The organism is Streptomyces sp. NBC_00287 (assembly GCF_036173105.1).
Classification (GTDB): Bacteria; Actinomycetota; Actinomycetes; order Streptomycetales; family Streptomycetaceae; genus Streptomyces.
Map to the genome: position 1 here is coordinate 8,620,007 of NZ_CP108053.1, position 14,019 is coordinate 8,634,025.

The following is a 14,019-nucleotide window of genomic DNA, read 5'->3' on the forward strand; positions in this document are numbered from 1 at the left end:
TGGTCCCCCGTTCATCCCCTTCCTCGCACACCGCGTGCCGCGCGCAGCACGGCGCCGCCGAACAGGAAGACCGCCAGCCCCGCGGCCGGGAGCCCCACGGCGCCGCGCTCGACCGGGCCGGCGGCGAGACCCAGCAGACCCAGCACGCAGGCCGCGTAGCCGACGGAGGTCGCGAGGGCGCGCGGTCCGGGGCGGCCGAGCGCCCGGGGTGTCCAACGGCTGTGCGAGGGCACCGCGCCGCGCCGTTCGACCCGGCCGGCGAGGGCCACCAACGCGCCGAGCACCAGGAGGAGCAGGACCAGCCACGGCAGTTTCCACAGCAGCCAGGCGCCGGTCCGGCCAGGGGGTTCAGGCAGCGGGAACAGACCGAAGCCGTAAACGGCACCGGCGACGAGCACGAACGCGCTCATGTGCCACAGCAACACCGTCAGGATCACCGAGTTCACCGCGATCACGGCCATCCACGGCCCGAGCTGTCGCAGCCACCGGCTCGCCGGGTCGCGCAGCAGCAGCACCAGCCCGAGCTGAGCCGTTGCCAACGCGAGCAGCGCGAGGGTCGGCGGTGAGAGGTTGCGGAACGACGTGCCGGGAACGTCGACCATGCTGACCGGGTAGGGGCCGCCCACCGTCAGCAGTACGGCCACCCCGGCTCCGCCCACCAGCAGCGGCACGGCCACCGTGGGCCGGACCGGCAGCGTCCCGTCCTGCCAGGCGAAGCCGATCTGGTGCACCGCCAGCCAGGCGAACAGGTAATTGCCCCATTGCGGCGCCGACGCGTCGAACACCAGCCGCGCCATGTCACCCGCGGCGACCAGCCCCACCAGCACCAGCGGCACGACCAGCCCCCACCTGCGGTGCAGGCCGTGCATCAGCGGTGTCAGGAAGACCACCACGAGATAGACCAGCACAAACCACAGCGGGATCGAGGCCAGCCACACCGCCCGGCCGACCTGAGCCGGGTCGACGCCCGCCAGCCGGGCGATCAACGCGGCGGCGGCAAGTGTTGCCAGCAGCACGGTCGTAGGCCGTACGAGCCGGGCGCTGCGGTCCAGCAACCAGTCCCCGGCGTCGCCGCCCCGACGGGTGCGTGACATCAGCGAGGCGGCATTGGCATACCCGCCCACAAGGAAGAACACCGGCATCACCTGGAGCAGCCAGGTGATCGGGCGGCCCCACGGCAGCACTTCGAGGGCACTGAAGCCGTCCAGGCCGCCGGACCCGCCCGTGACCACGATGACCGTCCAGTGGCCGAGCACCACAACGACGATGGCCAGCGCCCGCAGCAGGTCGATATAGCGTTCCCGCTCCGGCGGTGTGCCCTCCGCGAGCTCGCGCAGGCCGCTCATGCGGCCATCATAGGAACGGCGACCGACGGCGATCGGCAACCCGCCCAGGCGGTGTCTGCGCTGCGGAGGACTATCGGCGATCTACGGTGGTCTGATGCGACTTGTCCCTGTATGGACATTGCTCTCGTCCGGATGCGCGCCGGTGCTTCTGGTGGCCGGGTGGGCCATCGCGGCGCTGCTGGAGGGATCCGCCTATGACTCGGCCACGCAGACGATCAGCGTCCTGGGGGCCTACGGAGCCGCGGGTTTCTGGGTGATGACCGTTGCGCTGCTCGCCGTCGGCGTCTGTCACCTGCTCACCGCCTGGGGACTGCGTGCGGCCACGCGCGCCGGTCGCATGGCGCTGGCGGGCGGCGGCGTTTCGGCCCTGGCCGTGGTGGTGGTGCCGGCGCCGAACAGCGGGGGCGACCTGCGCCATGGTTCCGTTGCCGTGGTCGGCTTCACCCTCCTCGCGGTGTGGCCGGTACTTGCAGCGCATCGCGGCCGAGCCGCCCCATGGGGTCTCAGGCCCACGCCCTCACTGTTCGCGACCGCTCTGATGGGCCTGGGCGCCGCCTGGTTTCTGCTCGAGGTGCGTTATCAGGGTGCCATCGGTGTCGCGGAACGCCTGGTGACGTTCATGCAGTCGCTCTGGCCATTCGTGGTCGTCGTCTCCTGTCTTCGCTATTCGACAGCGACAGCGACAGCGACGGCTGACGGCTGACGGGTTTCAGCCGTTGCCGGCTCGGTGAGCGTGATCCGTCCGTGGCTAGCATCCAGTCATGGCCACTGACATCACGGGAACCTCGGGCTCGGTTTTCGACGCCGTAGTCGACCGCCGTAACTCCAACTCCATGAAGTGGGGCACCGCCCACCAGCTGCTGTCGGCCGACGAAGCCGCGGCCGACCCCCTGCCGATGTGGGTCGCGGACACCGACTTCAAGGCTCCGCAGGCAGTGATCGACGCGCTCCACGAGGCCGTCGACTACGGCGTCTTCGGCTATCCCGGCGGAGCGAGCGACAGCTACCTCGACGCCGTGACCGGGTGGCAGGCCAAACGATTCGGCTGGGAGGTGCCGCGGGAGTGGGTGCTGCAGACCGCAGGCATCATCACCACGCTCAAGACAGCGGTGCAGGCGTTCTCCGCCCCGGGCGACTCGGTCCTGATCCAGCCGCCGGTCTACGCCCACTTCCGCGACGACGTCCTGCTCAACGGCCGACACCTCGCGCTCGCCCCGCTGGAGCGGACCGACGACGGCTACCGGTTCGACCCCCGGACGTTCGAGGCGGCCATCCGGCCGGACACCAAGCTGTTCATCCTCAGCCACCCCCACAACCCCACCGGGAACGTCTGGACCGAGGACGAGCTGAGGACCATGGGAGAGATATGCGCCAGGCGCGGCGTCCTGGTCATAGCCGACGAGATCCACCAGGACCTCATCATCAACCCGGACAAGAAGCACATCCCGTTCGCCTCGCTCGGCCCGGAGTTCGCGCGGAACAGCATCACCTGCACCGCCCCCAGCAAGACGTTCAACCTCCCCGGCCTGCAGAGCGCCAACGTCTTCGTCCCCGACCCGCGGCTGCGCGAGGAACTGGCCCGCCAGTACGAGCGCAACCTGTTCCCGCTGGTCAACGTGCTCGGCATGGCCGCCGCCGAAGCCGCCTACGCACACGGCGAGCCATGGCTGGAGGAACTGCTCACCTACCTGCGCGGCAACCACGCGCACTTCGCGCAGTCGGTCCACGGAGCCACCCCGAAGGTACGGGTGCTGCCGGCCGACTCCCTCTACCTGGCGTGGATGGACTGCCGGGGCCTCGGGATGTCGGCCGAGTCCCTGGACACCTTCATGCTCACGAAGGCGCGCCTGTGGCTGGACAAGGGGCAGAAGTTCGGGATCGAGGGCCACGGCTACATGCGCGTGAACCTGGGCTGCCCGCGCTCCACGGTCGATGAAGCCGTACGGCGACTGATCGCGGCGGTCGAAACTCTCGGAAAGAACTGCCCGTGACGAGCACCGCTCCGGACACCAGCGCCGGTATATCCCCCCGGCCCGAGACCCAGCGCCGCATCCTGGCCGTACTGATCACCTCCCAGATCCTCAGCGGTGCCGGGCTCGCGGCGGGCATCACCGTCGGAGCGCTGCTCGCGCAGGACATGCTCGGCGCCACCGACCTCGCGGGACTGCCCAGCGCCTTGTTCACCGCCGGATCCGCACTCGCCGCGGTCGCCGTCGGCCGGATCTCCCAGGCGAAGGGCCGCCGCCCCGGCCTGGCTGTCGGTTACCTCACCGGAGCCATCGGCAGCGCGGGAGTTCTCGCGGCCGCCGTCGCCGACAACCCCGTCCTGCTGTTCATCGCGCTGTTCGTGTACGGCGCCGGCACCGCAACCAATCTCCAGGCCCGCTACGCCGGGGCCGACCTCGCCGCCCCCGCCCACCGCGCCCGCTCCGTCTCCACCGTCCTGGTCGCCACCACCCTCGGTGGTGTCGTCGGCCCCAACCTCGCCGCCCCTACTGGCGACTTGGCCGAGTCCCTGAACATCCCCGCACTCGCAGGTCCGTTTCTCCTCGCCGGTGTCGCGTATGCCCTCGCCGCGCTGGTCCTGGCCATCTGGCTGCGCCCGGACCCGCTGCTGCTCGCCCGCAGCCTCCACGCGCGCCAACTGGCCGCCGCCGAAAGCGCCGGTGACACCGGGCCGGCGCCGGTCCAGACGGAGACACTCAGTCCGACCCTGATGCTGGGCGCGCTGACCATGATTCTCACCCAGCTCGTCATGACCGCTGTCATGACGATGACCCCGGTCCATATGCACGACCACGGTCACGGCACCGCGGCCTCCGGCCTCGTCATCGCCATCCACGTCGGCGCGATGTACCTGCCCTCACCGCTGACCGGCTGGCTCGTCGACCGCTACAGTCGCACCGCCGTCGCGGCCGCCGCCGGCCTCACCCTTCTTACCGCCGGCATCGCCGCGGCCGCGGCGCCCGGGGACTCCGTCGCGCTTCTGGCTCTCGCACTCGCCCTGCTCGGAATCGGCTGGAACTTCGGTCTCGTCTCCGGCACCGCGATGATCACCGACGCCGTGCCGCTGGCGACCCGCGCCAAGACCCAGGGCCTGGTGGACGTCTCCATCGCCATCGCCGGCGCCACCGGCGGACTCGCCTCGGGCCTCGTCGTGTCCACCACGAGCTACCCCATCCTCGCCATCAGCGGCGGCATCCTCTCCCTGGCCGTACTCCCCGCCATCGCCGCGACCGCCAACGCCCGTCCAGCTCGGTGATCCACCACCGTTTACGCCTCGTCACCGACCTTTATGACCAGCGCCAGGTCCGCGGCTGCCCGGACATCCACCGTGAAGTTCCGGTTGTTCCGCAGTTCGTCGAGGGTGTCATCGGCGAAGCCGATCCGGTTGGTCAGATGGATGGTGTACTCGTCGTCGCGGTCCCTCGAATCGACCAGCATGCGCAGGGTGTCTTCGCTGGGGTGATGGTGTTTCACCCCGTCTGCCGAGATCACGTAGTGATCGGCGTGGATATTTTCGAAGAAGTCGCTCTCCACATTGCGATCACTGCCGTGGTGGGGAAGTTTCAGCAGGTCGACGTGGAGCGGTCCCGTGTCGTCGAGCAGCCCGGTGGCGCGCAGCCCGGCGAGGATGCGGTCGCCTCGGGCGTCTCCGGTGAGCAGTGCGGTGCGTCCGCGGTGCGTCAGCATCAGGACGATGCTGGAGAGATTCGGTATCGAGTCGTCCGCGTAGGCGGATGTGATGACGCTCGGGTCGCGCAGCTGCCGCGCCTTGCGCCAGCGCTCGGTCAGCTTCTGCAGGGCGGTGTTGTCCGGGGCCACCACCGTGATGTGCAGCTGGGCGAGTGTCGTCTCCTCGCCTTCGATGAGCGGCCCGTCGAAGAGCGGGTTGCCGTCCAGACCCAGTGCGGCTGCCGCGTCCCGGATGGCACGTCCCTGGTTGTAACTGGCCCTCACCGCACGGCTCTCCTCGCTCGCGCGGTCGATGATCTCCTGGGTCGAGGCGCTCAGCCCGGGCGAAACACGGTCCACCAGTTCGTCCACGGAGTTGAACCAGACCCGCTTCACGGCGAAGGGATCGGGTTCCTGGTCGTCCCTGGCGTGCTCTATCTGCCTGAGCAGCTTGAGCAGTCCGACGGCGTGGTCGTCGTCGACGTGGGACAGGCAGACGATGTCGATCCTCGGGATGCCCTGGGCGTCCGCAGGGAGTTGTGACAAGCGCTCGCGCAGCGACTTCTCGAAGACCTGGCTCGGCCCGCCGTCGACGAGCATGACCTTCGCCTTGGGCGATCCCCACCGAACCAGGAAGGAATCCCCGTGCCGGGCGTTGAGGAAGTCAAAAGTGAACATGGCGCGCTCCTTCCGAGCGGGGCCACCTCAGATGGACTGCATCGCACGCAGGACATCGACCAGGCCGAATCCCTGGAAGTGCCGCTCCCGGCCCAGATCTGTCGCCGTCCCGCACAGGATCTCCTTCACGCGTTCCGGCCGCCCGATCAGTTCCCGGTTGCGCGCCAAGAGCATCGCCGCGGCTCCGCTCACATGGGCCGCGGCCTGACTGGTGCCGTGCAACGCGGCGATCCCCTCCTCGGGAACGGGTCCGTCGATGTCCTCACCCGGTGCCAGAAGGTCGGGCTTCGGCCTGCCGTCGCCGGTGGGGCCGCGGCTGGAGAAGTAACTGACGCCATGGCGGTACGGATTGCTGCGATGCGTGGAACCCACCGTGATGACGGCCTCCGCGTTCCCGGGATCGGAGATGCTCGTACCGCGGTAGTCCTTGCCCAACGTACGTACGGCGCCCGCGTATCCGGAGTTCCCGGCCGCCGCGACGACCACCACACCCGAGCGGACCAGACGGTCGCATTCGACGCACACCGGCGTCCACCCGGTCGAATGGCTCGCCACGTCATGCGGCACGGAGAGGCTGATATTGACCCCGGCGATGACGAACCGTCCCGCCTGTTCATTGATGTACCGGATGGCCTGCAGGGCCGTGACGATGGAGAACTCGTCCCCCGTCCCGTGCTCGTCGAGGACCCGGAAGTCGTACAGCCGGATCCGAGGACAGATGCCGCGGAACTCCTCCTCGGGACGCGGCCACCAGCCCCCGAGGATCCCGGCGATATGGGTGCCGTGCGGGTCGAGCGGCGGGGTGTATCGCTCGCGGCGCGGGATCTCGGAGGGCTGAGCCGCGGCCGGCGCCATGGGCAGATCGATCTCGATGAACGGCAGGGCCCGGGACCAGTCGATACGCCCGTCGTCCAGCGCGTCGAGGGACAGCGTGTCCCGTACGCCGACGAAGTTGAAGGCACGAGGAATGCGTGACTGGAGCCGGACCGGCTCCGGTTTCGCCGTGGTGTCCCAGTCGTGGAAGGCGGGGTGCTCCGCGTCGATGCCGCTGTCGACCACGGCCCAGCCGATCGCGCTGCAGTTCACGGAGAAGACCTGTTCAGCCGCGTCGGCCTTGATGGTTTCCCGAGAGCGCACGACCGCGGAGACCGCCGGCCGGTTGGCCGTCACGGAAGTGATCGGATACCGCTGTCTCCGGTCGAGGACGCCTTGCGCCGCGGTATCCGACCGATCGGTTTCCGACGGCTCCAGATGTACGCCGAGCAGCATCTCGGCCACCCGTGCGCTGACCGTCGGATCCGACACCGGTCGGCCCCGCAGCGACCGATCCGACTCCGCGACGATGGCGGCCAGCAGTTTGAGGAACCATCTCAAGTGCCGGTTGCGCTCCTGGCGCCGCGCGGAGTGGTCGGGGATGTCGCTGGCCCGGGCTTCCGTCGGCGGGTCGTTGCGGAGCGCGTCCGCGATGCCGGCGACCTTCTGCCGGCGCACCAGGTCGTGTGCGTCCCGCAGGACACGGTTGAGGTTGGTCCTGGGCAGCACGCTCTGGACGAGTTCGCGGAGCGTCAACTGCACCGCGATGAAGCTGCCGGAGGCGATGGGCCGGCACTCGTCCAGCATGTCCAGGGTCCTGAACCGCTGGAGGATCTGCAGGACGCCGTGTTCTTCGTTGATGGCGAGGATCAGGTCCTCCCGCGGTTCCGTTCCGTCCTCGGAAGACTGGGCGAGAGCCAGCAGGGCATCGAACCGTACCGGGCAGTCCGTCGCCCATGGAACGGGCCTGGGACCTTTCCCGTAGAACAGTCCCTCGAGCGTCTTCCGGTCCATCTGGTCCTCAACTGCCGGTGCGGATGGTGAGCTCCCAGCTGCGCAGGGTCCCGGCGGAGCCCTGCACCGCATCGGTGATCTTGAGCTTCCAGCTGCCCGCCACCGCGTCGCCGACCAGCGGCGCCAGGAGCGACGGAGGCTGTGAAGTCAGGGTCAGACGAAGGTTCTTGGTGTCGCCGCCCGTGCGGTTGTGGATCAGGGCCCGGCGGCCCGACGGAGCCATCAGCACCACGCGCAGATCGCCGATGCGGCGGTGCTCGATGTCGATGGTCACCGTCAGATCCCTGACCGTGCCCGTGCCCTCCAGCGGGATCTCATCGGTGAGACCGCCGGCGTTCTTGTCGGGGATCGCGGCGTTGGGTTCCCGACTGCCCGCGATCTCGGTGCCCGCGACGCCGTGCTCGCCGGTGCGGAAGGCGATGACCTCCCCCGGGGGACCGATCTGCGAGATCGTGAGTCCGGACTCACTGCCGTCCCACCACAGGGACGCGGGGCGGCTGCTGTGCGAGACCGCGGTGCCGGCCGTCGGTCCGAAGAGGTCCGCGCCGTCGCCGAAGTTCCGGCCGGTCTCCAGATCCAGGTGGCCGTCCGCCTGCAGTAGCGCGCACTGGTAGTGCTGTACCTGATTGCCCTGCTGGAACTCGTTCGACCCCTTGGTGTCGCAGTGGTAGACCGCGATTCCGCTGGAGGTCAGATCGGAGTCGAAGCCGAGCCTGCTGCGGTTCTCGATCATGTAGTACTCGACGTCCTTGCGCCTCGGGTTGTGGTAGATCAGCGCCGTGTCGTACTCGCCCTGCCTGGCCTCGTAGGTACCGGGCTCGGAGATGTCGACGTCCCGGGTCCAGCCCACGAGCCGGCGCAGATAGGCGCAGACCGCGGACGGGAGGAATCCGTCACCCAGGTGGTCCCCGGCCGCCATGGCGCAGTAGGTGCCCATGCCCGCGCTGGTGAAGTCGTCACCCTCGCGTTCGACGGTTCCGTAGTCGTAGAGGTCGGGCCAGCGGCACAGCAGATGCCCGCTCTCGTGGCAGAAGGTGCCGATGCTCAGGTCGGCCGCCGTGTCGCCGATGCTCGTGATGGTGTAGAAGTCCGACTGCACATCGCCGATCTGGGCGGGGAAACGGGAGTTGTGCGGCCACAGGTCCTCCCGGAACTCCGTCTGGCCCGCGTACATGATGCAGATGGAGTCGACGATGCCGCGCTCGAGGGAGTCGAAGCGACTGAAGTCCACACCGGCGTCGAGGGCCGCCTGAAGCGCCTCCGGGATCAGCTTGCCCCGGTGCTTTCTGAGTCCGTACGCCAGCCTGGGCCGGCTCATGCGGAACGGGCCGACGACGGTGTTGGTGAAACGGAGCTTGTCCGTCGACATGGTGCGGAAGTACTCCTTGACGGAGCAACGGTTGCCGTTCGCCGTGAAGTTGGGGCTGTTCAGCAGGGCGGAGACGTCGTCGACCGTCACATCCGTCGGTGTGTCGGGGAAGTCGACGAGGATCGTCAGGCCCTGGATCTCGCCCTTCGTCAGGGCGAATCCGGGGAGCAGGCCCTTGACCGGACCGAAGGTGAGCAGAGTATCGGGGTCGGTGTCGGCCCGCTCCTCCTCCGGAATCATCTGCAGCATCCGGTCCTTGAACACCTCTCTCCGATAGAGCTGGCCCTCCCTCAGATGCCGGGGGAGCCCCTCGGGCGGCGGCTCGGTGATGAGGACGCCGCTGGAGACGAACCGGCGTTCGGCGCCGGCGCTGTCGGTCTCCGCATAGCAGTAGGCGCCGCGGTCGGCGTCGTAGACGGCCGAGTAGCCGTCGAGGGTTTCGTAGCGCGCGTACTTGTCGTCCCCGAAGGCGACGAGCTGAACATCGCCGCCCTCCTCCTGGCTGAGGGTGAGCGTGTCGCCGAAGATGCCACTCATCGCTGAACCTCCCGGAATCGGGCGCAAGAGGGCTCTGGCCTTCAGTGTCGTGCGGGGGAGGGGGAACGCACAGGGCAGAAAGGCCCACAGTCGGCAGGGGTAGCGCTACCCCTGCCAGGAGGCCGCCGGGATGATGTCGTGCGTGATGGCGAAGCGCGTCAGGTCGGCCCGTCTGCGGGAGCCGATCTTGTCGCGGAGCCGGTCCAGGTGGGAGTGCACGGTGTGCTCGCTGATGCCCAGCCGGACGGCGATGTCGTGATCGGTCTCCCCGTGCGCGATCAGCTCCAGGATCTGGCGCTCGCGATCCGTGACCCGGCAGGACGGCTCGGTGACCGGACGTACGGCGAGATCCGCGGAGACGTAGGAGCAGCCCTCGGCGACGAGACGGATCGCGGCCAGCAGCTCGCGCTCGTCGGCGTGTCGGCTGACGCAGCCCCGGGCGCCGGCCCGCATGGCGGGCACGGCGTGGTGGTCCAGGCCCGAGGCGAAGACCAGGACCGAGACGCCTCGGGCGGTGAGCCGTCGCACCGATTCCGCCAGACACGCGGCCGGCACCTGCAAGTCCACGAGCGCGATGTCACCCGGTCCGAGCGCGCCCGCGGCCTCGTCGGCCGACCGGGTGGTGAGGGCGAGCGCGAGGCCCTCGGCGTCCTCGACGACGTGGGCCACGCCCTTGCGCAGTAACGGGCAGTCACCGACGACGGCGACACGTCTTACGTCCGCACTCATGGGCGCCTCACTCCGACCGGGCCAGGGCGCCCGCATGCGGGCATGGCCTCACAGCCCCAGTCTTGTTCCTCCGGGGCGGTCCGGCATGCCGAGGGGGCCCTTCGTGCCTCAAGAACTCGGAGTGGCCGAAGCAACCGCGGACGCGGCCGGCAGCACATGGTCGCCGATCTTGTCCGTGCTCAGGCACAGCGAGCAGACCACCGCGTCATGGGTGGCGCAGGCCGTCACATCGGGGCGCTCGTAGGGCTGGTGGCAGACATGGCAGTCCAGGGTGACCGCGCTCGGGTTGCCGTCCGCGTCCAGCAGCGGCTCGTCGATGCCGTCGTCGGTGCGCCGTACGTAGTACTTGCCCCTGGTGACGATCGCCATGAGCGGGGTGACGACGAAGGCGATCAGGGCCGCGGCCACGGGGGAGTACGGCTGGAGGGTGTCGCCGAGTGCGTGGAAGTACAGGGCGATCGACAGACCGGAGGCGGCGAGGAAGGCCACGACCCCGACCGGGTTGACGGCGTAGAGCATGCCGCGGCGGAACTCGGGCTGGAGCGGGGAGAGTTTGAGTACGTACTTGTTGATGCCGATGTCGGTGGCCACGGTCACGACCCAGGCGATGGCGCAGTTGGAGTAGAAGCCCAGGATGTCGTTGAGGAAGCTGAACATGTCGGCCTCCATCAGGGCGAGCGCGAAGCCGAGGTTGACCAGGACGAAGACCAGGCGTCCCGGGTAGTGCTTGGTGACGCGGGTGAAGGAGTTCGTCCAGGCGAGCGAACCGGAGTAGGCGTTCGTCACGTTGATCTTGATCTGGCTGATGACGACGAGGGCGACGGCGAGCGGGAGAACCAGCCAGGACGGCATCATCGTGTCGAAGGCGCTGCGGAACTGCTGGATCGGCTCGGGCGCGGCGGCCGGGCCGACCTCGGCGAGGATGTAGACGGCGAGAAAGACGCCGATGGCCTGCTTGAGCGCGCCGAGCACGACCCAGCCGGGCCCCGCCATCACCACGGCCGTCCACCAACTGCGCTTGTTGGCCTCGGTCTTGGGCGGCATGAAGCGCAGATAGTCGATCTGCTCGCCGATCTGTGCGATGAGGGAGAGACACACGCCCGCGCCGAGCAGTACCGAGGCGGTGTTGACGCCGCCCTCGCCGTCGGTGCCGGCGTAGGCGAGGAACCGGTCGACCGTGCTGGGGTCGGTGGCGACCAGATAGACCAGCGGGGCGACCATCAGCACCAGCCAGATCGGGGTGGTCCACACCTGGAGCGTGCTCAGGGCCTTCATGCCGTAGATCACCAGCGGGATGACCAGCAGCGTCGAGACCAAGTAGCCCAGCCACAAGGGCAGTCCGAAGCCGAGCTTCAGGCCCTGGGCCATGATCGAGCCTTCGAGGGCGAAGAAGATGAAGGTGAAGCTGGCGAAGATGACGCTGGTCAGCACCGAGCCGTAGTAGCCGAAGCCGGAGCCGCGGGTGATCAGGTCGAGGTCGATGTTGTAGCGGGCGCCGTAATAGGCGAGGGGGAAACCGGTGATGAAGATGACGACGGCCGCCACGGCGATCGCCACCAGCGCATTGCCGGTGCCGTGGGCCAGGCCGATGCCGGCGCCGATGGAGAAGTCGGCCATGTAGGCGATACCGCCGAGGGCCGTGGTCGCCACGACCATAGGGGTCCAGCGGCGGTAACTGCGGGGTGCGAAGCGGAGGGTGTAGTCCTCCAGCGTCTCTTTGACGGCCTGGTCGGCGGCGGTCTGCCCGTCTGTCGTCGTCCGCGACTCGGTGGTGCTCATGCCACGCCCTTCCCGGTGGGCTCGTTCGCGACTGCGATCTCTCGGCCGGTCACGCTAGGCAGCGCTTGTTACCGCCGATTTCGGTTGTCGTGAACGCGACGTTTCCGCAAGTCGGGCCGGCGTGGCGCCCTGACCTGCCCATCACGCCCCTGGCATATGACAAGTCGCAGGGGCGTCCACTCTGTGCCACCGTGAATGAGGCATCCGCGGACACGCTCAGGCGGTTTCCCCCGTCAGGGGTGCCCGGCGTACGGGCACCGCGGCCCCGGGTGACTCATCGGTCAACCGTCCCATCCAGGCCCTCGCCGTCACCGGCGGACCTGGTGCTGCCGACTGTGCGCTGACGCGGCCGGGTCGAAAGGACGTCCATGAATGACATTGCCGTCCCTCATGAGGCAGACGTACTGATCATCGGCAGCGGCCCCGTCGGCTGCACCTTCGCCCGGAGACTCGTGGAGGCCGGCAAGAACGTCCTGATGATCGACGCCGGGGCCCAACTCTCCCGCCGCTACGGCGAACACCTCAAGAACAGCTATCTGTTCCAGAAGAACATCGACCTGTTCGTCTCCGTCATCAAGGGCCATCTGCTCCCGCTGTCGACCGCCACCAACAGGGAACCGGTGCTCACACTCGACCCCTCGGCGTTCTCCTACGACCCCGACAAGTACGCCGGTTTCTCCCTGCGCAACCAGAACCCGGAGCAACGCAAACACCTCAACCTGCCTGCGGCGGCGGCCACTTACGCGGTGGGCGGCATGGCCACCCACTGGACCTGCGCGATACCCCGCTTCCACCCCGAGGTGGAACGCCGGCACGCCGGCCAGAACTACCCCATCGACGAGAAGGACATGAACCGCCTCTACGACGAGGCCGAGTCCCTGCTCGCCCGCAGTACCTCCGTCTTCTCCGCCTCCGCCCGCCACTTGCTGGTCAAGCGGGTGCTCCGGCGGGCGGGCGAGGAGTTCGCCGACGTCACCGAACTGCCCCTCGCCGTCAGCGATCGCGCCGACTCCGCGCAGACCTCCGCGGTGACCTGGTCGGCCGCCGACACCGTCCTCGGCGAGCTGGCCGACCCCGCCCACACCCCGCCGCAGGGCTCGTTCACCCTGCTGCCCGAGCATCAGTGCGTCCGGCTGGAGATCACCGGTTCGGGCAAGCGCCAGAAGGTCCAGTACGCGGTGGTGCGCAACCTGCGTGACGTACGCGAGGAGATCCGGCTGCGGGCCGACACCTACGTCGTGGCCTGTGGCGCCGTACCGACACCGCAGTTGCTGTTCAACTCCGGCGTCACCCTGCCCGCGCTCGGCCGCTATCTGACCGAACAGCCCATGTCCTTCTGCCAGGTGGTCCTGGAGCAGCAGCACATGGACCACGTCGAGGAGATCCTGCGCACCGAGTCCGGCGGCTCAGCGGATCCTGCGTCGGCCGCCGCCGACCGGGTCGCCGACCACCGCGCCGCCCAGCTGAAGCAGTTGCACGCCGGGGACAAGACCGCCGACCCTGTGCCCTTCCCGCCCTGCGAACGGGACCCGAACCTGGCCCTGTTGGTGTCCGAGGGCCGCCCCTGGCACTGCCAGATCCACCGGGACGCCTTCACCTACGGCGCCGTACCGCCCAATGTCGACCCCCGGCTCATCGTGGACCTGCGCTGGTTCGGCATCTCCCGGCCCCGCCCGGAGAACAAGGTCACCTTCTCCCGCAGACTCCGCGACACCTTCGACATGCCGCAGCCCACCTTCTCCTTCCGTCTCGACGAGGCAGAGCGCAAGGAGACCGAGCGCATGAGCCGGCACATGATGCGCACCGCCGCCGCGCTGGGGGGCTTCATGCCCGGCTCCGAGCCCGTCTTCCTCACCCCGGGCCTGCCGCTGCACATCGCGGGCACCACCCGGATGGGCAGAAGCGCGCTGGACAGCGTCGTCGACGAGTACTCCAAGGTGTGGCACATCGACAACCTCTACCTCGGCGGCAACGGCCTGCACCCCTTCGGCAACGCCTCCAACCCCACCCTCACCAGCGTCGCCATGGCGCTGCACGCGGTCGACACCATCGTCAAGGGCCACCCCGGACACTGAGGAC

10 protein-coding genes are annotated in these 14,019 nt (G+C 68.8%); 4 read left to right on the forward strand and 6 right to left on the reverse strand.

Annotated elements, in window-relative coordinates:
- Positions 1–11: 11 nt before the first annotated feature.
- Positions 12–1,346, reverse strand: coding sequence for an acyltransferase family protein (locus tag OHT76_RS39140; protein ID WP_328875616.1), 1,335 nt, complete (start codon positions 1,344–1,346; stop codon positions 12–14).
- 94 nt (positions 1,347–1,440) lie between these two features.
- Here OHT76_RS39140 and OHT76_RS39145 point away from each other — a divergent pair, with 94 nt between their 5' ends.
- Genes OHT76_RS39145 through OHT76_RS39155 form a run of 3 tightly spaced genes read left to right on the forward strand, consistent with a single transcriptional unit; the run spans position 1,441 to position 4,608 of the window.
- Positions 1,441–2,049: a DUF998 domain-containing protein gene (locus OHT76_RS39145; protein ID WP_328875617.1), complete on the forward strand. Its 609-nt coding sequence runs from the start codon at positions 1,441–1,443 to the stop codon at positions 2,047–2,049.
- A gap of 58 nt (positions 2,050–2,107) precedes the next feature.
- Positions 2,108–3,337 (forward strand): MalY/PatB family protein, encoded by a 1,230-nt coding sequence (locus OHT76_RS39150; RefSeq protein ID WP_328875618.1) that lies wholly within the window; start codon positions 2,108–2,110, stop codon positions 3,335–3,337.
- Positions 3,334–4,608, forward strand: coding sequence for an MFS transporter (locus tag OHT76_RS39155; RefSeq protein ID WP_328875619.1), 1,275 nt, complete (start codon positions 3,334–3,336; stop codon positions 4,606–4,608). The genes OHT76_RS39150 and OHT76_RS39155 overlap by 4 nt, the downstream gene beginning before the upstream one ends.
- Before the next feature lie 11 nt (positions 4,609–4,619).
- Here OHT76_RS39155 and OHT76_RS39160 read toward each other — a convergent pair whose 3' ends face one another.
- The 5 genes from OHT76_RS39160 to OHT76_RS39180 form a co-directional block, all read right to left on the reverse strand.
- Positions 4,620–5,699, reverse strand: a complete 1,080-nt coding sequence (locus OHT76_RS39160; RefSeq protein ID WP_328875620.1) for a ComEC/Rec2 family competence protein — start codon at positions 5,697–5,699, stop codon at positions 4,620–4,622.
- Between the two features lie 27 nt (positions 5,700–5,726).
- Positions 5,727–7,526 (reverse strand): S8 family serine peptidase, encoded by a 1,800-nt coding sequence (locus OHT76_RS39165; protein WP_328875621.1) that lies wholly within the window; start codon positions 7,524–7,526, stop codon positions 5,727–5,729.
- Between the two features lie 7 nt (positions 7,527–7,533).
- Complete coding sequence (locus tag OHT76_RS39170; protein WP_328875622.1) at positions 7,534–9,432, reverse strand: M6 family metalloprotease domain-containing protein; 1,899 nt, start codon at positions 9,430–9,432, stop codon at positions 7,534–7,536.
- A 105-nt stretch (positions 9,433–9,537) separates the two neighbouring features.
- Positions 9,538–10,161, reverse strand: coding sequence for a response regulator transcription factor (locus OHT76_RS39175; RefSeq protein WP_328875623.1), 624 nt, complete (start codon positions 10,159–10,161; stop codon positions 9,538–9,540).
- 108 nt (positions 10,162–10,269) lie between these two features.
- Positions 10,270–11,940 (reverse strand): purine-cytosine permease family protein, encoded by a 1,671-nt coding sequence (locus OHT76_RS39180; RefSeq protein WP_328875624.1) that lies wholly within the window; start codon positions 11,938–11,940, stop codon positions 10,270–10,272.
- Between the two features lie 368 nt (positions 11,941–12,308).
- Between OHT76_RS39180 and OHT76_RS39185 the strand changes: the two genes are divergently transcribed.
- Positions 12,309–14,015 (forward strand): pyranose oxidase, encoded by a 1,707-nt coding sequence (locus OHT76_RS39185; protein WP_328875625.1) that lies wholly within the window; start codon positions 12,309–12,311, stop codon positions 14,013–14,015.
- The last annotated feature ends 4 nt before the right edge of the window (positions 14,016–14,019 follow it).